Origin of the sequence: Eubacterium sp. AF16-48 (genome assembly GCF_003479405.1) — a bacterium.
GTDB classification, from domain to species: Bacteria; Bacillota; Clostridia; order Lachnospirales; family Lachnospiraceae; genus Eubacterium_G; species Eubacterium_G segne.
Map to the genome: position 1 here is coordinate 1 of NZ_QUHB01000010.1, position 21837 is coordinate 21837.

The 21837-nt window shown below is 35.7% G+C and carries 13 protein-coding genes and 6 tRNA genes; 18 read left to right on the top strand and 1 reads right to left on the bottom strand.

From position 1 onward, the window contains the following. Nucleotides 1-148: 148 nt before the first annotated feature. The 15 genes from DWW68_RS10575 (at nucleotide 149) to DWW68_RS10645 (ending at nucleotide 10545) form a co-directional block, all read left to right on the top strand. A tRNA-Asp gene (locus DWW68_RS10575) sits at nucleotides 149-222 on the top strand. An 81-nt stretch (nucleotides 223-303) separates the two neighbouring features. Further along, nucleotides 304-376: transfer RNA gene (locus tag DWW68_RS10580), tRNA-Val, on the top strand. Between the two features lie 36 nt (nucleotides 377-412). Next, nucleotides 413-485, top strand: a tRNA-Thr gene (locus DWW68_RS10585). 28 nt (nucleotides 486-513) lie between these two features. Continuing rightward, nucleotides 514-595, top strand: a tRNA-Tyr gene (locus tag DWW68_RS10590). A gap of 16 nt (nucleotides 596-611) precedes the next feature. Continuing rightward, nucleotides 612-685: transfer RNA gene (locus DWW68_RS10595), tRNA-Met, on the top strand. A 6-nt stretch (nucleotides 686-691) separates the two neighbouring features. Next, nucleotides 692-764, top strand: a tRNA-Phe gene (locus tag DWW68_RS10600). A 586-nt stretch (nucleotides 765-1350) separates the two neighbouring features. Further along, nucleotides 1351-2283 carry a hypothetical protein gene (locus DWW68_RS10605; RefSeq protein WP_021952423.1) on the top strand — a complete coding sequence of 311 codons (933 nt, stop codon included), beginning with the start codon at nucleotides 1351-1353 and terminating at the stop codon, nucleotides 2281-2283. Between the two features lie 30 nt (nucleotides 2284-2313). After that, nucleotides 2314-3738: an aminotransferase class V-fold PLP-dependent enzyme gene (locus tag DWW68_RS10610; RefSeq protein ID WP_118589634.1), complete on the top strand. Its 1425-nt coding sequence runs from the start codon at nucleotides 2314-2316 to the stop codon at nucleotides 3736-3738. A gap of 16 nt (nucleotides 3739-3754) precedes the next feature. Continuing rightward, nucleotides 3755-4348: a guanylate kinase gene (locus tag DWW68_RS10615; RefSeq protein WP_118589633.1), complete on the top strand. Its 594-nt coding sequence runs from the start codon at nucleotides 3755-3757 to the stop codon at nucleotides 4346-4348. 74 nt (nucleotides 4349-4422) lie between these two features. Then, the gene (locus DWW68_RS10620; RefSeq protein ID WP_118589632.1) at nucleotides 4423-5484 is read left to right on the top strand and encodes a DNA polymerase III subunit; all 1062 of its coding nucleotides are present in this window, start codon (nucleotides 4423-4425) and stop codon (nucleotides 5482-5484) included. Next, nucleotides 5481-6374, top strand: a complete 894-nt coding sequence (locus DWW68_RS10625; RefSeq protein ID WP_118589631.1) for a stage 0 sporulation family protein — start codon at nucleotides 5481-5483, stop codon at nucleotides 6372-6374. The genes DWW68_RS10620 and DWW68_RS10625 overlap by 4 nt, the downstream gene beginning before the upstream one ends. A gap of 13 nt (nucleotides 6375-6387) precedes the next feature. Further along, on the top strand, nucleotides 6388-7119 hold the full coding sequence (locus DWW68_RS10630) for a tRNA1(Val) (adenine(37)-N6)-methyltransferase (RefSeq protein WP_118589644.1): 732 nt from the start codon (nucleotides 6388-6390) through the stop codon (nucleotides 7117-7119). Nucleotides 7120-7140: 21 nt separating this feature from the next. Further along, on the top strand, nucleotides 7141-7980 hold the full coding sequence (gene rsmI / locus DWW68_RS10635) for a 16S rRNA (cytidine(1402)-2'-O)-methyltransferase (protein ID WP_118589630.1): 840 nt from the start codon (nucleotides 7141-7143) through the stop codon (nucleotides 7978-7980). Nucleotides 7981-7995: 15 nt separating this feature from the next. Continuing rightward, entirely contained in the window at nucleotides 7996-9105 is a 1110-nt protein-coding gene (locus DWW68_RS10640; protein WP_118589629.1) for a DUF4430 domain-containing protein, read from the top strand. Between the two features lie 39 nt (nucleotides 9106-9144). Beyond that, entirely contained in the window at nucleotides 9145-10545 is a 1401-nt protein-coding gene (locus DWW68_RS10645; protein WP_118589628.1) for a prenyltransferase/squalene oxidase repeat-containing protein, read from the top strand. A 20-nt stretch (nucleotides 10546-10565) separates the two neighbouring features. Here the strand turns inward: DWW68_RS10645 and DWW68_RS10650 are convergent, their stop codons facing one another. Continuing rightward, on the bottom strand, nucleotides 10566-12209 hold the full coding sequence (locus DWW68_RS10650; RefSeq protein ID WP_118589627.1) for a CDP-glycerol glycerophosphotransferase family protein: 1644 nt from the start codon (nucleotides 12207-12209) through the stop codon (nucleotides 10566-10568). Between the two features lie 335 nt (nucleotides 12210-12544). On the opposite strand from DWW68_RS10650, the gene DWW68_RS10655 reads away from it, so the two are divergent. The 3 genes from DWW68_RS10655 to DWW68_RS10665 all read left to right on the top strand — a co-directional run bounded on the left by DWW68_RS10655 (nucleotide 12545) and on the right by DWW68_RS10665 (nucleotide 21835). Further along, nucleotides 12545-18781, top strand: a complete 6237-nt coding sequence (locus tag DWW68_RS10655) for a discoidin domain-containing protein (protein ID WP_118589626.1) — start codon at nucleotides 12545-12547, stop codon at nucleotides 18779-18781. A gap of 184 nt (nucleotides 18782-18965) precedes the next feature. Next, complete coding sequence (locus DWW68_RS10660) at nucleotides 18966-20249, top strand: GHKL domain-containing protein (RefSeq protein WP_118589625.1); 1284 nt, start codon at nucleotides 18966-18968, stop codon at nucleotides 20247-20249. 422 nt (nucleotides 20250-20671) lie between these two features. Continuing rightward, nucleotides 20672-21835 (top strand): site-2 protease family protein, encoded by a 1164-nt coding sequence (locus tag DWW68_RS10665; protein WP_118589624.1) that lies wholly within the window; start codon nucleotides 20672-20674, stop codon nucleotides 21833-21835. The last annotated feature ends 2 nt before the right edge of the window (nucleotides 21836-21837 follow it).

Below are 21837 nucleotides of genomic sequence, written 5' to 3' on the forward strand. Positions count from 1 at the left end.
GATACTAATAGGTCGAGGGCTTATCCATAAAGGAAGGAAGAGGAGTTATCCTCTGGATGTAAATTTCAGTATGTAGTTTTGAATGTACAATAAATAAAAAGTGAAAAAGCTTGGCTTTTTGACTTTTTTGTGTTATAGTACAATTGTTGGCCCGGTGGCTCAGCTGGTTAGAGCGCCGCCCTGTCACGGCGGAGGTCGTGGGTTCGAACCCCATCCGGGTCGCTAGTATATATAAGTTATACTGAGGAGGTTGAAAGCAACAGAAGCTAGCTTTCTCATCCTCTTTATTTTTTCTAAAAATTTGGGATCTTAGCTCAGCTGGGAGAGCATCTGCCTTACAAGCAGGGGGTCACAGGTTCGAGCCCTGTAGGTCCCACTAGTACTTTTAAGTACTGTGGTTAAAACTAAATATGCCGATGTGGCTCAATTGGCAGAGCAGCTGATTTGTAATCAGCAGGTTAACGGTTCGAGTCCGTTCATCGGCTTTCTTAGAAATTATTTCTAAGTTATGATGGGCAGATTCCCGAGTGGCCAAAGGGGACAGACTGTAAATCTGCTGCAACTTGCTTCGGTGGTTCGAATCCACCTCTGCCCATTATTTAATTAAATATCGCGGGGTGGAGCAGTCTGGAAGCTCGCCGGGCTCATAACCCGGAGGTCATAGGTTCAAATCCTATCCCCGCAACTCAATGCCCAGTTAGCTCAGTTGGTAGAGCAGAGGACTGAAAATCCTCGTGTCTCTGGTTCGATTCCGGAACTGGGCATTTTTATGTAAAAAAATAAGCAGGAAATACTGATTTATTATGAATCTTGTATTTTCTGTTTTTTTTATGTGATAATGGAAAAAAATATACTTTATGAAGTTTCTAATATATTTTCATTTTTTAGTTAAAGAAATATATTTCCAAAAGTCCAAACTGCTACTACCAAACACAAAACAACTACACTAGTTCTAATTATCAAAAGACTTTTATTATTTAGTGTAGGTTCTATCTTTTTTTTATAAAAATACGAACCTAAAATTAATATGATAAATATTATAGGTATGATTATTCTTAGTAATCCGTTTTTATAAATCAAATCTGTTACCTCTTTTCTAATTTATATACTGTATAAATGTAATGCCTGTGTAGATCGCGCGTAAGCATTACATTTTTTACTGTTTTTGCTTCAGTTTACTATAACACATACATCTGCAATTGCAAATAGTTCAGGGAGGTTTGTCAAATTATTAAGATTTTAAGAAAAAACAAACGTATAACAATATTAGTTTGATAATGTTCCTAAATCATAGTAGAATAAAGTGAAAACAAAAGTAGCGATTAGTGTTATACAGGTACGGAGAAAAGAATGAAGGAACATCAGGCAAGGGAATATATTTTCGAGGAAAAGGTAAAAAAATTATTGCAGGATAGCAGGTATATATCAATTATAGAGGAGGAGGTTCCGGGGCGTAGCGGATACCATGACATACATGCCTATGGTAGGATAAATGTGCCAACAGCATTTTTATATCCAGTGCGAATTATATGTCAGTATAAATATTATGCCAAAAACAGGGTAGAGTTAAATCATATAAGGGATTTTGGTGGCATAATGGCTGATATTTCAGAAAAAAATTATACCATAAAAGGCGAAGCAAAAAATATCCCGGATAGGTATACTTATTCGGGGTGCTTTTTTAGTGCCACGGCTTTTTCAAGAGATGCACAGGAATATGCATGGGCTCACAACATATTTATGGTGTCCTTAGAGCGAATAGGAGTTATGCAACCTATACTTAAAAAAATTGATAATTTCGTGGCAGGGTTAAGCGAATCTACCATAAATAATATTACAAAACAGGAATTGTTAGAGGGGTACGAAAGAGAGGTAGAGGAAGAATCAGTTATGCCGGAGGCGGTAATTGGAATTGTAAACGGAGTATATCCGGTAATGATTATGGGAAAAAAGGATTGGCTTAAGCCGGTTTTGGAGGAAGCGGAAAATTCAGAGATAGGCAAGGTATACATTGACAGTGTTTACCGAAGTGAAAACCAGTTTGAGGCAAATTTTGAGCTTAATTTTATGGAGAGCAGTGGAGAGTTTTCAGTGCCTGTGGCGGTTTTGGAGAAACTTATGGAAAGGGAAGATAACAACACAAGAGATCATGTGGTGTTTAACGTGGACATTCCATATGTTACAAAAAAAGGACGTAAAATATTTATATCAATGGAAGTTTTTGTGGAAGGATTTAACAGGGGCGATTATACAAATAAGCAAATAAGCTTTTTTCAGCTATAAGGTATAGTTACTTATAAAAAGGAATAGAAAATGAGTCACATATTGTACGATAAATTAATAGAATACGGAAAAAATGGCAAATATCCCTTTCATATGCCGGGACATAAGCGAAATGACAGCATGCTTTCAGGAATGGATCCCTTCGATATTGATATTACTGAAATAGCGGATTTTGATAATCTCCATCATCCTCAGGGTATTATAAAAGAGGCAATGGATAGGGCAGCGTCCTACTATGGAACAGATAGGACATGGTTTTTAATTAATGGAAGTTCCTGTGGAATTTTAGCTGCCATAAATTCAGTGACAGATATTGGGGATAAAATAATAATAGGAAGAAATTGTCATAAAGCGGTGTATAACGCCATGACAATTAGAAATCTTAAAGGAGAATATTTTTATCCGGAATATGTTAGTGAACTGGGAATAAACGGAGGATATAATCCTGAAATATTAGAAAAACTGCTAAGGGAGAACAAAGACACAAAGGCAGTGGTTATAACATCCCCCACCTACGATGGGATAGTATCTGATATTGAAAAAATAGCAGAAATTACCCATAAATACGGGGCGGTGTTAATTGTTGATGAGGCTCATGGAGCACATTTTAGAATAAGTGATAAGCTTCCGACACCGGCGTACAAATTAGGGGCAGACCTGGTTATAGAAAGTGTTCACAAAACATTGCCGTCCATGACACAGACAGCGGTTTTGCACAAATGTGGCAACAGGGTAAAAGAAGAAGAAGTGGAGAAATCACTGGGAATTTATCAGTCATCAAGCCCTTCCTATGTGCTTATGGCATCTATTGACAGGTGTATTGATGTTATTGAAAATTATGGTGATAACTTCATGGGAAAATTGTTAATAGCCCTTAATAATTTCAGAAGTAATGTTAATAAATTAGAAAGATTTTATGTGCCGGGAAAGGAAATTGTAGGAAAGTTTTCCGTATATGATATGGATCCTACAAAGCTGGTAATATGCATAAAAGCACAGGCAGGGGATGGAAAATGGCTTTCAGATATATTAAGGAAACACTATGGATTTGAAATGGAAATGGAAGCACCGGAATATGTTCTGGGAATTACAGGTATATGTGATGATTTAAGCCAGATACAAAGACTTTATGAAAGTTTGAAAGAAATAGACAGCAGTATTAGTTATAAGGAAAAGACCTGTGACGCAGCAGAATTTGAACTTACAAGAAATGACAGGGCAATGTCTGTTTATGAGGCACAGAAATCAGAAAGTGTACCGGTTAAAATAGAAGAGGCACAGGGAAAAGTTTCAGGGGAGTTTCTTTATTTATACCCACCGGGAATCCCTCTTTTAGTGCCGGGGGAAGTTATTTCCCATAAATTAATTAGTCAGGTAAAAGAATTTAAGAAAATGAATATGAACATTAACGGATTAGCGGATATGGAAAATAAATACATTAAGGTTATTAAATAGATTAAGAGGAAGTAAAATGGCAAAGATTTTTTTTGTGTTGGGAAAAAGCTGTAGCGGGAAGGATACAATTTTTAAGAAGTTAAAGGAAGACAGGGAATTAAATTTAAATACTGTAACAGGTTACACCACAAGACCCATGAGAGAAGGGGAAACTAACGGCGTGGAGTATTTTTTCGTAAATAATGAAAAACTTAAAGCTTTAAAAAATCAGGAAAAAGTAATAGAGTGCAGGGATTACAACACTGTTTATGGAGTTTGGAGTTATTTTACGGTGGATGACGGACAGATTAATCTTGAAAAAGGAAATTATTTGTACATAGGAACACTGGAATCCTATGAGCAGATGGTTAGATACTACGGAAAAGAGGTAGTTGTTCCTATTTATGTGGAAGTGGAAACAGGAGAAAGGCTGACAAGAGCCGTAAATAGGGAGAGACAGCAGGAAAATCCTAAATATACAGAACTTTGCAGAAGATTTCTGGCAGATGAAGAAGATTTTTGCGAGGAAAATATAAAAAAAGCGGGAATCAAAAAGAGATATGAAAATAACAGTCTGGAAAGATGCATAGAAGAGATAGTTGAAGATATTCGTGATTTTATGGTATTATAAAAGGTGGGTTTGTGTCAGATAATATTTAGCTCAAACCTTAATGTGCAAATTCATTTTTAAGATAGGAGCGAAATATGGAGTCAGGAAGGATTCTTGGACAAAACCATATAATTAAACATTTTGAAAATGCCATAAAAATGGGAAAAATATCCCATGCCTATATTATAAATGGTGAGGCAGGTTCAGGAAAAATGAAGCTGGCAGTTCATTTTGCCAAGGCACTTCAATGTGAAGCAAATAATCCTGATACATCTGATGGAAATATGCAGTTTGATTTTGGAGAAGGCACAGGGGGAAAGAAGGAAATTACCGGAGTTGCCTGTGGACATTGTAAATCCTGTCACCAGACAGATTCGGGAAACCAGCCGGACATAAAATATGTAACTCACGAGAAATCAGGTATAGGCGTAGATGAAATAAGAGACCAGATTAACAATGATATTGATATAAAGCCCTATAGCAGCAGATACAAAATTTATATTGTTCCTGATAGTGAAAAAATGACGGTGCAGGCGCAAAATGCCCTGTTAAAAACCATTGAGGAGCCACCGGAATATGCAATAATTATTTTGCTGACAACTAATGCAGATATGTTTCTTCAAACAATATTGTCAAGATGTGTATTGCTAAACATAAGGCCGGTAAAGGAAGAGACCATTAGAAATCAGTTAATGTCTGAGTATGGCATTGGAAATTATGAGGCTAATGTGGCAGCGGTTTTTGCCAATGGTAATCCGGGAAAAGCCATAAAGCTGGCTACATCTGAGGATTTTAAGGAATTAAAGCAGCAGGTGGTAGGCACACTTCTTTCTTTAGAGAAAGGCGGAATGGACATTATAACCCAGAGGGTTAAGGAAGCAGGCAGTTTTAAAAATCAGATAGATGATTATTTCGGGCTGATGCAAACGTGGTTTAGGGATGTACTTTTGTATAAGGCTACGGGAGATACGGAAAAACTTATTTTTCAGGATGATTATCACGAAATTGTGGAAATGTCAGAAAAAATATCATATTTTCATATAAATATTATTTTAAAATCAATAGACCAGGCATGGAACAGAATTAAATCAAATGTTAATTTTGATATTACCATGGAGGTATTGTTTTTATCGATAAAAGAAAGGATAAAAAAATGACAAAAGTTATTGGAGTTAGATTCAGAAAGGCAGGAAGAATTTATAGTTTTGATCCGGCAGATTTGGATATAAAAAAGGGTGATCACGTTATAGTGGAAACAGCAAGAGGAGTAGAGTATGGTTATGTTGTTTTTGGCGTAAAGGAAGAGAAAGAAGAGAATGTGGTTATGCCTTTAAAAACTGTTATAAGGGTGGCAACACCAGAGGACGACCAAAAGGCACAGCAAAATATTGAGAAGGGCAAAAAGGCATTCAAAATATGTAAGGAAAAAATTGCAAAGCACGGCCTTGAAATGAAATTAATAGATTCAGAGTATACTTTTGACAACAATAAAGTTTTATTTTATTTCACAGCTGACGGAAGGATTGACTTTAGAGAGTTAGTAAAGGATTTAGCTTCGGTTTTCAAAACAAGAATTGAGTTAAGACAGGTGGGAGTGAGAGATGAGGCAAAAATGTTAGGCGGCATAGGAATGTGTGGAAGACCACTGTGCTGCAATACTTATTTGTCAGAGTTTATACCTGTTTCAATTAAGATGGCTAAGGAGCAGAATTTGTCACTTAATCCCACAAAGATTTCCGGAATATGCGGAAGACTTATGTGCTGTCTTAAAAACGAGCAGGAGGCTTATGAACACTTAAATTCTAATCTTCCAAATGTGGGAGAAACAGTTAAAACCTTTGACGGATTTAAAGGGGAGGTTACAAGTGTTAATGTTTTAAGACAGAAGGTTAAAATTGTTATTGAACAAAATGATGAGAGAGAAATCAGGGAATACGCTGTAAATGAGCTTAAGTTTAAGCCTAAGAAAAAGAAGTTTGATTTGGCTGCAGATGAACTTAAGGAGCTTAAAGGACTTGAGGATACGGAAAGTTCAAAATTGGATTAATGGGATTAAATTTATGGAACTAAAAGGAAATGAACGCATTGTTGATTTAGAGCGAAACGGTTATCGTATAATTCAGGACAGGGAAAGATTCTGTTTTGGCATTGATGCTGTTTTACTTACTGGATTTGCCGCAGTAAAAAAAGGGGAAAAGGTGCTGGATTTAGGAACGGGAACAGGCATTATTCCTATGCTTTTAGAGGCAAAGACAGAAGGCATGCATTTTACCGGTCTGGAAATTCAGGAGGAAAGTGCAGATATGGCAAGGCGAAGCGTTATGCTTAATGATATTACAGATAAAATAGATGTGGTAACCGGGGACATAAAGGAAGCGGGAGAGATTTTTGGAAAAGCATCCTTTGACGTGGTGACTACTAATCCACCATATATGACAGAAAATCACGGACTTAAAAATCCTGAAGAGCCAAAGGCAATAGCAAGACATGAAATTAAATGTACCTTAGAGGATGTTGTCAGGGAAAGTGCTAAGGTTTTAAAGCCCGGTGGAAGATTTTATATGGTTCACAGACCCAGAAGGTTAGTGGACATTATTGAGATTATGAGAAAATATAGAATTGAGCCTAAGCGTATAAGAATGGTACATCCTTTTTCAGACAGAGAAGCCAATATGGTTTTAATTGAGGGAAGAAGGGGAGAGAGACCTATGATGAAGGTGGAGCCTCCTATTGTTGTTTATAAGGAACAGGGCGTGTATTCTGATGAAATCCATGAGATATATGGTTTTTAATGTTTTAAGTAAGGAAGAAAAATGGCAGGAAAATTATATTTGTGTGCTACACCAATAGGAAATTTAGAAGATATTACTTACAGGGTGGTAAGAACCCTTAAGGAAGTGGATATTATTGGTGCGGAGGATACCAGAAACAGCATAAAGTTATTAAATCATTTTGATATAAAAACACCTATGACCAGCTATCATGAATTTAATAAATATGATAAGGCAAAGGTTTTGGTGCAGGAAATGTTAGATGGAAAAAATGTGGCATTAATAACTGATGCAGGAACGCCGGGAATATCAGACCCGGGAGAGGAACTTGTAAGACAGTGCTATGAGGCAGGGGTGGAAGTAACTTCACTTCCCGGTGCGGCAGCATGTATTACAGCTCTTACCATGTCAGGGCAGAAAACAAGGAGATTTTGTTTTGAGGCATTTTTGCCAAAGGATAAAAAGGAAAAATCAAGAGTTTTGGAGAGCCTTAAGGAGGAAACCAGAACTATTATTATATATGAAGCACCTCACAGATTACTTAAGACTTTAAAGGAATTAATGGATGTATTAGGTGACAGACCACTTACGGTATGTAGGGAACTGACAAAAAAGTATGAGGAAGCTTTTCAGACAACTTTCTCAGAATTAATAGAGAAATATTCCAATACAGATATAAAGGGAGAGTTTGTTTTAGTAATTGCAGGAAAACCTGAAGAGGAATTAATAGAAGAAAAGCGCAGGCAGTGGGAAAAAATAAGTGTTCAGGAACATGTTGAATATTATGTAAACCAAGGTCGGGACAAAAAAGAAGCCATGAAGCTTGCGGCAAAGGATAGAGGCGTGTCTAAGAGAGACATTTATAATGAATGTAACAGATAGGATAAGGAGTAGTTTATGAACAAATGGGCAAGGAAGTTTGTTGCGGGAATTTTAGCAGCAGCTATGATTTTATCAGTTTACACACCGGGATATGTAAAAGGTGCAGAGGAAGAAAATCTGGGAACAGTTACCTTTGACATAGAAAGAATGACTATTGGTCAGGGCTTTTACATGGAGCCTGTTAAGGTGGAAATAAAGGCAGGAGATAATGTAAAGACGATTTTTAAAAGAGCTCTTAAGGATATGGGAGGAACTTATACAGCTACAGGGGTAAAGACTTTTTATCTTAAGACCATAAATAATGCAGATGCAGGAACGGTGAATATTCCAAAAGAAATTTCAGCCATGCCTGATTACTCATATACATATGTGGGAAGTGACGGTGAGGAGCATAGCGTTTCTTATAAGGCACCTACAAGTAGTGTAAATATAGGAAATCAGTTGGAAAATAATGCATTAGGTGAATATTCATATGGCGAAATGGCAGGATGGATGTTCACCATCAACAATGAGCCGGCAAGTGAATCAGTTAATTACATACCTGTAAAAGATGGAGATGTTATACGACTTCAGTTTTCAGTTTATGGTTATGGAGCTGATTTAGGATATGATACGGAAAGCTACACCGGTATTCCTAAACTCCAGATGGCTAACAGGGATGCACTTTTAAAGGAAGTGGCGGAAACTAACGAAAAGAAAGATTACTGGATGGCATATCCAAATGTTAAATCAGCATATGATAAGGCGTTTCAGGTAGCAAAGGAGTACAATCCTACACAAAAGAATGTGGATAATGCTTTGGCAGCATTGCAGGGAGCAAAGAAGAAACCCACATATCCTACAGTGAAAACCGCTTCCATAAAAACAGTTAAAAATGTTAGAAAGTACAAGGCTAAAATTTATGTAAACCAAGCATCAGGAGCAACAGGATATCAGTACAAATATTCCGTAAGCAAAAGTTTTAAAAAATCAGTAGTAAAGACCACATCAAAAACATATATAACAACAAAGAAATTAAAGAAAAAACAGGTATGCTATGTGAAGGTCCGTGGTTACAGAGTGGTTAACGGAGTTCGTATATATGGCAAATGGAGTAAGGTTAAAACCGTAAGGATAAAGAAATAATCAGCTATTTAAGTTACAAAATGAAGGAGTTATACAAATATGAAAAAAAGGATTGTCTGTGTAATAATGATATTATTGCTAATAAGTACAATACCTGTATGTGGGGCAACTGCATTAACAAGGGCCCAGACAGATAAGTATTTGTATGACATTTCATATTATGAGCAATATAATATAACAAACCCTTCCTATGGAAGTGTAGGCGGGGAATGGATGGTAATGGGGCTTGCCAGATATGGAGCCGTTACCCGGGAAACTCTTTCTACATACAAAAGCAATTTAAAGGCATATGTGAAATCCTGTAACGGACAGTTATCTTCCAGAAAATATACGGAGTATGCAAGGGTTGTTATTGCACTAACAGCTATAGAGGAAAATCCGGAAAATTTTGCAGGATATAATCTCGTAAGACCATTAGCTGAATATGACAGGCTTATTAGTCAGGGATTAAATGGTATTATTTATGGATTAATTGCCCTTGATTGTGGAAATTATGATATTCCAAAGCCTGAGGAAAATTACACCGGAGAGGTTACAACAAGGAAAAAACTGGTTAAGACTATTTTAAACAACCAAAAATCCGATGGAGGCTGGAATTTTAGTGGCACAAAAGCTGACACAGATATGACAGCTATGGCAATTCAGGCACTAGCTCCATATATGAGTGAAGAAAGGGTAAAAAAAGCTGTGGACAAGGCAGTGGACTGCCTTGGAGAATTGCAGCAAAGTGATGGAGGATATGCTACATCTAATGTTAAAAACTGTGAAAGTACGGCGCAGGTTTTAACGGCAATTTCCACCATAAATGTAAGTGTAAAGGATTCAAGGTTTATAAAAAATGGAAATTCCGTAATAGATGGTTTAATGAAATATTATAAAAACGGTGGATTTAGTCATGTTCAGGGAGGAATGATAAATCAGATGTCCACGGAACAGGCGATGTATGCTTTAACTGCCTTTTATAGAAATATTTCAGGAATGAACAGACTTTTTGATATGTCTGACGGAATTACCTACAAAAGCATTGAAATAAAAAAAGCAGATAATTCAAGGGAAAATACCGAAAGTAAAAATAACAAAAATAACAGGTCAGGAAACAAAAATTCAAAAAGTTCTAAAACCGTGAAAAAAATAAACAATACAACAACCTATTATCAGGAAAAAACGTTGCCGGAAACAACAACAATTAAAAAGTCAAAGAAAAAAGGAAAAAAAACTGTGGAAAATGAAACCATAGTAGAAACTGAAATTGAAACGAAAAAAGATGGAGAAACGATAGTTGTTACTAAAATAGTTGAGGAAACAACGGGAAACAGTAGTAGTGAGGAAAAACAAAAGAACAATAATGGAATAATTATTTTGCTGGGGGCCATAGTTATAGTGGCAGCAGGAACGGTAATAATTATAAAAAAAGAAAAAGTAGCTAAAAGCCATAAGTAGTGGTTTTTAGCTACTTTTTGTTATGATAACTTAATAACATTATTGGCAAATTCAGCCCAGTATTCGGAAACCTTACCTATAAACTTAACTTCGTCAAAGTCGGAATTGCCAAGGGTACGTCTTACTTCACGGGTAAAGAAACTGTCATCTCTCTTAAGCTCATAAGGAAGCCTGTGCCATTCTAAAACACGTATTTTAGTGGCAAGGGCGTTAAAGTATTCACGGTTATATGTATCCTTAAATGCCGTAACTAAAATAGTTATGTCATTATCGAAAAAGTTTACATTATCAAGATATTCATTTAACTGGTCATAAAAAGTTTTGCCATTGGTGTCAATATCCACAATAACAAGAGTCTGCTTTTTGTAATTTTTTAGGGTATTAACAGCAATTGGCGTATTTTTGTTTCGCAGTATGGTATTTACAATACGCTGACAGCTTTCACCATCTTCACCTTCTAAGGACTTTTTCATTAATTCATAATAATTTTCTCCGTAATATTCCATGTACTGCTCAGGATCATTGCAAATGGCAGTAAGGGAAGCAGCTACTAAATCCATATCGGATGTTGCATATCCCGGAAGCTTCTTTGCAGGAATGTAAAGTCCACGGCTTTTCCTGTAATCCTTGTAGTCAGGAAGATAGAAAAGTATAGGTCGCTGTGTAATTAAAAAATCATAAAAAATTGCAGAATAATCTGTAATTAAAATATCTGTAACAGTAAGAAGTTCACTGGTATCAATTGTAAAAGGAACTAAAAACTTACTTAAATCAGGGTCTTTTGCCAATGCTTCGTACAAATAATAGTGAACCCTGAGACAAATCTGATACCGGGTTTCATCAATGGCGCCGGACATTTTTGAAATGGCATCTTTAATGCCATCTAAATTAAAGTCAACGGAATTAACATTTCCACGCCATGTAGGAGCATATAAAATGATTTTTTTATTAGTGTCAAAACCGCAATTCTCCAACCGCTTATACACAACTGCGGTATTGGAATTTAAAATAGTATCGATTCTGGGATATCCTAATTCAAGAATCTTTCCCTGAAAAATTCCCTCTAACATAAAGGCATGCTTGTACAATGTGTCTGTCATAAAACGGTTGGCAGACAACAGATAATCAGCCATAAGGAAGTTGCGGACTAAATCCTTGCTGTTTTCCACAGGCTGGGAATGATTATCATAGCCTACGTGCTTAAAAGGAATGCCACAACATGTATTTATGTAAATCTGATCAACTCTTTTTTCAAAGAAATAATCAAAGTAAGAGTTGTTTATTAAATATTTACAGGTGGCTAAATATTTGTAGTAATCATCAGAACCTTTCTGAACAATAATAACATTGGAATATTCAGAATATTCCTTTAAATTATCACCGGTTTTTTCAATGTCGGCCACAGCCCACACATGGGTATACTGACTGGCATCCTTAGAATCTAATAAATAATTGAAAAGCGCACGGGGGCTGTCTAAAATACCAAGCCCTAAAAATGCTTCATAAAAAATATAATTATCTTTAATAGGAAGAGAAAGATAATTATGATATTGAAATTTAATTTTGTCATCCTTGCTCATACGAAATTTTTGAGCAAATTTTTTAAAACCTCTGTTTAACTTAACCTTTGTGCCATCTTTGACGGTGGCTATATATTCACTCATACCACACCTCGTAAATTATAGTAAAATCATAGTTAAATTTGTTACACTTAACATCAGTTAAATTATAGTATAAGGTTTATGGTTTTTCAAACAAAACCATAAGAAAAAAACGTAAAATTTATAATAAAACAAATTGCACAAAAAAAGTAGTAAAAACATTTTTTTGCCGAAAAAATAATTTAGATATTATTACCATAAAAACAGGTGGAACATTAAGAATATATAGTTAAAAAATTGTGCAATATGCTCTAAATTAAGGAAAAACTTTTTTACACTTGTGCACTAATTTACCAAAAATTATAATTAATAGTAGGAGAAAAGATTTCGGAGGTAAAATGATGAATAAATTCCTTAAAAAGGCATGCAGTCTGGCGTTGTGCGTTGCCATGACTGTAACAGTTTGTCCTAAGGGACAGATTTTCTATACTAATGTATCAGCAGCAGATACCATGGATGGAGAGCCATATAATATTTCATATGGAAGACCGGTATATGCCAGCTCACAGAACGGAAATGATTCCGCAGAAAATGCCGTGGATGGCAAGGATAGCACCAGATGGCAGGCTGCCGGTGATGATACAAATGAGTGGTTATATGTTGACTTGGGAAAAAAGGCAGATATCGACCATTTGTTTATACATTGGGAAGCCGCATATGCAAAGTCATATGAAATCCAGTTTTCAGATGATGAAGAAAACTGGACTACAGTATATACAAAGGGAAAAACAACTAAACCAGGAGAAACTACAGGGCTGAAAATTACATATTCAGTTCAAAAGGTTGAAAAGGGATATGCCACAATTCAGGCAAACTGGGATTCTGTGGACGGAGCAATATATAAGGTTTGCGTTGACAGTGAAGAAAATATTGCCAAGGCGCCGGACGGATATAGTTTTACCGGTCATAATGTAAATCAGGGACAGATTGTTCTTTCCGCAGGAAAACATAAGCTTATGGTTTATGCTTTGGATAAAGAAACAAAGCAGGTTTTAGGAGAAGGAACAATAGAAGGGGAATTTACGGAGGAAGCTACAACAGTTGAGGAGACAACTAAAGAAGGCAAAAACAAGTATGAAGACACAATTACCTTTGATGAGCTTTCAGCAGAACAGAAGCAGGCAAGATATGTAAGAATGGTAGTAAATGAAAGAGCCATGGAAGCCTATGGATGTTCAATGTATGAATTTCAGGTTTATGGAACTAACGGCGCAAGAAAACGTCCTTCAAATTATGGCAAAAACCTTGCTCTTAATAAGACAGTTACATGTTCAGGAATAAGAGATGAGTGGTGGATGAAGGATGAAGACGGAAATATAATGGAAAGTGCATATAATAATGTTAAGGCTGAAAATGCAGTAGACGGAAATACAGAAACATCATTTACATCTTATCAGGGTACAGACCAGTGGCTTACCGTTGATTTGGGACAGGCATACACAATAGGAAGAGTTATTGTAAATTGGAATGCAGATGCAGGAAAAATATATGACGTTCTGGTATCTTCAGACGGAAAAGACTGGAAAACAGTTCACCGTGTTCAAAAGGGATACGCATATATGGTGGATAACTGCACTATGTATCAGCAAAATGTAAGATATGTAAAGGTATTAGGATATACAAAGGTAGAAAGCGGAAGTGGCTTTGGTATTTCAGAGTTGTCAGTGTATGAATATGTAGAAGGTGACAGCAAGACAAATGAAACAATTACAGAACTTCCAAAACAGGAAATTTTAAAAAGTGCATCAGGCAAGGGAACTTATGTAACGGGAGAAATGTACAATGAAAAGAACAAGCTCCCTACATTTGTTAATGAAGACAATATTAAAACACCTATAGATTCTAACAGCTGGTGGTCATCTGCCCTTGTTCAGAAGTACAGCAGTTTATTATGTTCAACACCTTTAAAAGCAAGTTTTTCAACTAAAGGTCTGGGAATTTTGCTGGCAACATCAGGATGGGTAGGAACAAGAACTGAAAATGATTTGGGAACAGATCAAAGTACAGAGACAGAAAGAGATTTCTATATTTCACCGGAGAATTTTGATACAGAAACAGGATATGACAGAGTAGAAAATTATGGAGATTATTCAGTTGAACTGGGACTTACAGATGAAGATGCAGTTCAGATGAAATCAACAATAGTAAAGGGTTCACCATATATTTTCAATGAATTTTGCAATAACACAGTTGCATTTATAAGTGGAAGCAGCATTCAGGAATTTTATGACGGAAACGGAAATACAATTCTTGGAAATAAAGGGGACACAATAACAACAGATCACATTGCTTTTAAGTCTTTTGATAAGGAAAATACAAAAGCAGGCAATGAAGGCTCATACTTTGAGGTAAACGTTCCGGCAGGCACAACATTTAAAGTAATGATTGGAAAATCAAATTATAAGGTTAAGGTTACTTTCCCATCAAAGGCTGATAATTATATGTCTGTTGCCGCAATGACGGATTTAAAAAATATTGATGGATATTATAAGCATGGATATGCTTTTGTTACAGATACTACTGTAGATTACGAGTATAACCATGATAATTCAAAAATTACAACTATATATACTGCTTCAACAGATTTAAAGAGAGCAGGATTTTCCAATGAAACTATGCATTGCTTATTCCCACATCAGTGGAAACACAGCACTGCAGCAGATTCACCGGTGGCTACATATACATCAATCAGAGGCAATATGAAGTCAATCTGGGCTAATACATATAGTACAACCCAGCAGTTTTCAGGCTTGCTTCCAACTTTTGCAAAGCCTGACAGTGACATGATGGATACAGAGGAAATGATTGACTACTTAAATCAGGTAGTTGCGTCTAAGGTAAATACCGCTCCTGTATCAGATGCATATTGGGAAGGTAAAAATGTACATCCGTTGGCAATTAGTGCAATAATGGCAGACCAGTTAGGTGAAACGGAAATTAAGGAAAAGTTACTGGCTAAATTAAAGAGCATTATGGTTGACTGGTTTAACTATGACGGGCCGGATGACAGATGCTACCTTATATATAATAAGGATTGGGGAACAATTTACTATCCTGACAGTGCTTACGGCGCAAACGCCGCAATATGTGACCACCATTTCACATACGGATATTTTATGTTTGGTGCAGCAGTTCTGGCTACCTACGATAAAGAGTTCTTAAATGATTACAGAGACATGATTGAACTTTTGGTAAGAGATTATGCTGATCCAAAAGACCCGGAAGATGACGGAAACATGTTCTGCAAGTTCAGGGCTTTTGACCAGTATTCAGGACATTCATGGGCAGGAGGATATGGAGACAGCGATTCAGGTAACAACCAGGAATCAGCTTCAGAAGCATTGTTTAGCTGGGTTGGAATGTACCTTTGGGGCGAGGCAACTCAGAATAAAACATACATAGATGCAGGTGCTTATGGATTTACTACTGAAATGGATGCAATTGAGCAATACTGGTTTGATTATGACGAAGATAACTGGTTGCCGGCATATCCATTCCAGGCAGCAGGTCAGATATATGGTGCATCAATGGGATATGGTACATACTTTGGCGGACAGCCGGTATATATTTATGGTATCCAGTGGCTTCCTGTTTCTGAGTATCTTACCAATTATGGTATGAATCAGGCAAAATGTAAAAAAATATATAAAGGTCTGGAGGATGATACTGCATATGCAATAAGTATTGAAAAGAGACTTGGAAACATAACAGAGGATGATGAATATGCAACTCCGGATAATGGATGGCAGCATATTACATGGCCATATCTTTCCCAGACAGATGCAAAACGTGCATATGACAAATTTGAGGCAAATGTATCAAAGGTTCAGGTGGAAGACAGGGCAAATACATTATGGTTTATTTCAGCAATGGATTCCATTGGCCACAGAACAAATGACTATATGGTAGTTGGAAATATTCAGGGCTCAGTATATGTTAAAGACGGGGTGTACACAGCAGAGGTTTGGAATCCTACATCAGTTACCCAGACAGTTGCCGTAAAGAAGGCTGACGGAACAAAGGTGGGAACAGTCACTGTAGGTTCAAAGGCTACTGTAGCATTTGAAATTAACACAAAAGAGGAATTTGCTATTTCTCAGGTAAGTACACCGGTAATTAAGGCAACAGCAATTGCTGATGGAAAAGTGACTGACAATATAACAGGAACAAAGAACTTTGACGATACACAGTTTGTTGAACTTTCATCAGATGAAGGAACAGAGATTTATTACACAACAGATGGAACAGTTCCAACTACAGCTTCTAATCGGTACAATGGAAAAATTTTGGTATCAAGTGACACTGTACTGAAAGCCATTGCAGTTAAAAGCGGTTCAATAGATTCTGCTTATGCATCAGCAGCAATAAAAATCAACGGAGATACAGTACAAAGCAGCAATAATCTTGCATTGAGAAAGACGGCTACTGCATCATCAGAGGATGGTGCGGCAAAGGCAGAACTGGCAGTTGACGGAGATGGAAGCACAAGATGGCAGGCACAGTCAGCAGATGATGAATATTTACAGGTAGACTTGGGAAGTGTTCAGGCTGTTAATACAGTAAAAATTACATGGGAAACAGCTTATGCGGAAAAATATCAGATTCAGGTTTCTGTAGATAGAGAAAACTGGACTACAGTTGCAACAGAAAGCGGACAGGTGGGAGAAATCACATCAAGCTTTGCAGCAGTTAAGGCACAGTATGTAAGAATGCAGGGTGTTAAGAGAGGAACCCGGTACGGATACTCAATTTACGAGATGGAAGTATATGGAGCCTTAAAGGCTAATGCACCTACAGTTTCACCGGTTAGTGGAAAATATACAGGTGAACAGACTATTACAATGTCAACGGCAGTAAAGGGTGCCGAAGTTAAATATACATTAGACGGCTCAACACCAACAGAGGATTCAGTTACATATGTTGAACCAATAAAGGTTAATAAGTCAACTATAGTTAAGGCAGTTACTTATAGAAAAGGAATGATTTTATCTGATGTAACAGAGTCAGATATTATAATTGCAGGAACAATTTCAATTAATCCTTCATCAGTTAAAATTGCAATTGGAAGAGTAATGCAGTTAGCAGCATTAAGTGACGAAACAGTTACATGGAAAAGTGAAGATACAGGAATTGTTACTGTAAATGAAGAGGGAAAGATTACAGGTAAAAATCCGGGAACTACAAAGGTAACGGCAACTACACCAAGTGGAAAGGTGGCAGAATGTCAGATTACAGTTACGGAACCGGTACACATTACCTCTATCAGCATTCCGGAAACTTATACAATGAAGAAGAAAACTTCGGAAACATTAGAGCTTAAGATTAATCCGGCAGATACTACTGATGACACAACAGCTGTATGGAGCTCAAGTAATGAAAAAATTGCAACTGTAAGTAATGCAGGAACAGTTACAGCTAAAAATGAAGGTGAAGTTGATATTACAGTTAAGGTGGGAGAACATAAGGCAGTATGTCACGTAACTGTAGGACCTGCAGCAACAAATCAGGAAATGGTATTAAATACCAGGTACAATGTGGCGTTAAACAAGAGCTTTGTAATAAGTCCGGGAGTAGCTGAAGGTGACGAAAACTGTGTTACAGATGGAAAACTCACAACAGGTGGAACTCATTGTGCCATATCAAGTGGATGGGGATATTTAGGAGAAAGTTATATAACTATTGACTTAGGAGCTAAATATGACGCATCTACCATTGATGAAGTTTTGGTACAGTACAAAGACAATAATGATAATGATACTGTAGTTGGCAGAACGTATAATATTCAGTATTCTGAAGATGGAGAGAACTTCAAAACTATTTATACTTCAAAGACAATTACTGCAAATGATTTAGACAGTGACAATTGCGTTGCCGCTGATGTTTCAGGTAACACCGGGGCAGTAAGATATGTTAAGGTATGTTACCCTACAACACCGACATATGGTATTCAGATATGTGAAGTTGCAATTTTAAGCACGGAAAAGAATGCAAAATTATATGAAGATAATACCATTGTAGTAAGTGATGATATTGAAGTTTTAGGATACCAGATAAGTGATAAGGCATTTAACAAGGAAGGTGGTTTCAGGGTTCTTGCAGCAGTTGAGCCGGAAATAAACGGCAAAAAAGTTACAGGCTGGGGATTTATATACGGTCTCGCAACCATAAATAACCAAAGTACAGGTGTTACAGATGATGATATGATTATTGATTCTTCAAGCAACAAAGTTATTCATTATCAGTCAACAGCTGAGGGTACGCTTCCAACCAATCTGGGAGGTTCAGCTACATGCACAAATTATGTAAGAACAATGTCCTTCGGAAATACAAATGCCACAGCCCTTACAGCAGGATATAAAATAAGGGCATATGCAATTCTTGAAGATGGAACTTATGTATACAGTACAATAAGTGAGTTTTCAATTTATGAAATTGCTGATTACATTTATCAGAATAAAAAGATGAATTCTCTTGAGGGATATAATTTTATTTACGATAAGGTTTTATCAGTGGTAAATAAAGATTACAAAAAACTGGAATTTGAATGGAGTGAAATAGTAACTCTGGCACAGTAAAATAGAATATTGCCTACACAGGGCAACGGTATAAATAACAGGCTTTCTTGCTAATGACTGAGGTTGTTGACAGGAGAGCCTGTTTTTCTGTGCCTGTTTTTTGTAAAAAATTACCACAGGATATAAAATGTATGGTAATATAGTGTAGAATAAAAAAGTTTTTATACGGAAGAGGAGTTGAAGAATGCAGGAAATTAGGGTTTTGATTTGTGATGATGAAGAATTAATACATCAAAAAGCAGAACAGTTAATTAAAACTTATAATAAAATAAATGAATATGTGTTTAAGGTTTTTCATTGCTATAGTGGTGAGGAACTTATAAATTTTAGTATTGAGTATGATGTGCTGATGCTGGATATCGATATGCCTGATAAAGATGGTATTGAAGCAGCACGGATACTATTGAAAAATGGCTATAATCCCCAAATAATAATGCTTAGCAGTAAACGAGAAAGGTTTAAAGATGCTTTTAAAATAGGAGCAAAAAGATTTGTTACAAAGCCTGTTGATGAAAAGGAATTTTATGAGGCACTAAGTGCCGTAAAATATTCTTTGGCAGGAAGTGGGTTAATTGAAGTATCTAATAACGGTGAAAAATGTACAATATCTCATCGTGAAATAAAATATATAGAGTCAAAAAAAGATTATTTAAAAATTTGTACTTATAAAACCGATTTTGAGATAAATGAATCATTAAAAAAGTTCATGGAAAAATTAGATAAAAGAATTTTCCTGCAGACACACAGAAGTAAAATTGTTAATTTATTATATGTTTTAGATATGGATAAAGAATGGCTATATTTAAATGGTGGGGGAAGGATACCTGTTTCACGAAGAAAATATAAAGAGGTACATCAAAAAATAATTGAATTTGATAAAAATTGGGAAGGGAAAACACGGCAGTTTAGGCATGATATTATGGCAGAATTAATGCAGATTAAATCTTATGTGGAGCGGAAGGAATATCAGGCACTAGATAAATACGTGGAACAATCTTTACATGAATTAGATTTAATCAGCAATTATAATTATGATGTTGGAAATGAGGTAGTAAATATATTGTTGAATCATTACCTAATTCCAGTTAAAGATAATTGCATTATTAATGTTAAAGGTTATATTTCGGAAACAATTAATATTGAGGATAGAGATTTATGTATAATGGTATCAAATCTTTTGTCTAATGCGGTTGAGGGAATAAAAAAGATAAACAAAAAATGTGAGAAATTAATTAATTTTAATATAAAAAGTGGAAAATATTATACATATATAATTGTTGAGAATACATGTCTGCCTGAATGCAGTGGTCTTCAGACGGATAAACAAGATAGAAAAAATCATGGATTTGGAATAAAAAATATAAAAAAGACAGTTAAAAAGTATAATGGAAATTTTCTATGTAAAGTAGAGAATAATATGTTTTATTCAGAAATACAAATAAAAAATGACCGTTTGTCGAAAAAATAGACCGTTCGTCGAAAAGTTATGGAAAAAAATAAAAGACTATAATAGACTAAAGCTGTGTTAAGCGTTAAATTCTATTGAAAGAAACAAATTTAAGCAAATCAATAGTTGAGAATATGCATTTTTATGAGATGCATAAAATGGAAAACATGCTATCTTACATTAAAAGTAAATTAATCGTACTATAGCTAAAATACCGGTTTGATTTATGTTTTTTAAAAAAAAGAAAAAATTCTTAAGTAGGAAATTTTAAAATGATATATTGTGGTTTTATCATTTGATAAACTACTTTATATAAATAAAAAGAACGCTGATTAATTTGCGCAAACCATCAGAGTTCCTAACACATAAGCACTTTAGAAAAAGTACCTGGGGTAAGTATATCACTTTTTCGGCAAGTGTAAGTATGATGTTGGAGGTATTGCATGAAAAAGTTTTGTCGGTATATTTTAGCTCTGACGATATGCATTTTATTTGGAATAGGAATTGGAACATTTATGACTGAGCTTGAGATAGATAAGCTATTTGAACTTAGAATCGACTATGTTACAATAATAGGATTGTTTGTGTTGGCAATGTTATTTTCCATTGCACTTCATGAATTGTCTCACGCATTTTATTTTGGGATAAATAAAGTTCCACTTAGGTTTGTGGCCATATTTCTGTTTTGCTTTTACAAGGATAATAAGAAATGGAAATATATATTTTACCCCAATAAAATAACACTTACAGGTGGAATTGCAATACCGGATCTTCCGGCAATAAACAGTGAGAGTCAATTTAAAAAAATCCGAAAAATATACAGCAGAGCATTGCTGTTTGCACCAATAATATCCTTTGTTGAGGCGATAGTAGCAGTGGTCGCATACTCTGCATTGTTATTTTCGGGGCTATCTACAAAGAATACAAATGTAAGTGTATTTTTAGTGTTTTGTATTTTTGTTGGACTTACAATATTCTTTTCATCGTTCCTAAAAACAGAAAATATTTATGGTGATTTTCCTGCGTACAAACTGTATAAGGAAAATGATAAGTTGACTATCCTTCAGTTTGGGCAGTATTTGATATTTGCAAATAACTGGAAACAGAAAATAATGGATAGTGATTGGCTTGTGGATGAAATATTACAATATGTAAGAAAAACTAATGATGAACCGGGAGATTCAACCAACCTTGGGATGCTCGACTGGCTTATTCAGATGGAGTATCTGGGTATTTTTGAGTTGGATGATGGAATAAATGGAACTCTCAAATCAATGTTTGAGGAGGATAAAATACTATCAGAATATCCACAAAGTGAAGAGCGGGATATATTCTATTATCATATGGTATACAAGTTATTAAAGGATGGACAGGTTGAAAAGTGTGTATTACAAGAAATAATGAACAGGTCATCAAAGAAATTGTTGAAAGGCATGCCATCAAATGAGTATTATACTAAGTTGACAAAACATTTGCTATATGATTGCGACTATGCTGATTGGTTAAACAAAAATATGAATCCAAGCAGTTCGTTTACTTTATTGGGATTGTTTGAACCGGTTAGAGAGATAGAGCGTAGAATTATTCAGCAGAAAGAGGAGAAATAAAA

Excerpts from the sequence above, each read along its gene's own strand:
- DWW68_RS10655 (WP_118589626.1), top strand. The coding sequence starts at position 12,545 with ATGATGAATAAATTCCTTAAAAAGGCATGCAGTCTGGCGTTGTGCGTT.
- DWW68_RS10610 (WP_118589634.1), top strand. The coding sequence starts at position 2,314 with ATGAGTCACATATTGTACGATAAATTAATAGAATACGGAAAAAATGGC.
- DWW68_RS10630 (WP_118589644.1), top strand. The coding sequence starts at position 6,388 with ATGGAACTAAAAGGAAATGAACGCATTGTTGATTTAGAGCGAAACGGT.
- DWW68_RS10615 (WP_118589633.1), top strand. The coding sequence starts at position 3,755 with ATGGCAAAGATTTTTTTTGTGTTGGGAAAAAGCTGTAGCGGGAAGGAT.
- DWW68_RS10625 (WP_118589631.1), top strand. The coding sequence starts at position 5,481 with ATGACAAAAGTTATTGGAGTTAGATTCAGAAAGGCAGGAAGAATTTAT.
- DWW68_RS10665 (WP_118589624.1), top strand. The coding sequence starts at position 20,672 with ATGAAAAAGTTTTGTCGGTATATTTTAGCTCTGACGATATGCATTTTA.
- DWW68_RS10645 (WP_118589628.1), top strand. The coding sequence starts at position 9,145 with ATGAAAAAAAGGATTGTCTGTGTAATAATGATATTATTGCTAATAAGT.
- DWW68_RS10660 (WP_118589625.1), top strand. The coding sequence starts at position 18,966 with ATGCAGGAAATTAGGGTTTTGATTTGTGATGATGAAGAATTAATACAT.
- DWW68_RS10605 (WP_021952423.1), top strand. The coding sequence starts at position 1,351 with ATGAAGGAACATCAGGCAAGGGAATATATTTTCGAGGAAAAGGTAAAA.
- DWW68_RS10620 (WP_118589632.1), top strand. The coding sequence starts at position 4,423 with ATGGAGTCAGGAAGGATTCTTGGACAAAACCATATAATTAAACATTTT.
- DWW68_RS10650 (WP_118589627.1), bottom strand. The coding sequence starts at position 12,209 with ATGAGTGAATATATAGCCACCGTCAAAGATGGCACAAAGGTTAAGTTA.
- rsmI (WP_118589630.1), top strand. The coding sequence starts at position 7,141 with ATGGCAGGAAAATTATATTTGTGTGCTACACCAATAGGAAATTTAGAA.
- DWW68_RS10640 (WP_118589629.1), top strand. The coding sequence starts at position 7,996 with ATGAACAAATGGGCAAGGAAGTTTGTTGCGGGAATTTTAGCAGCAGCT.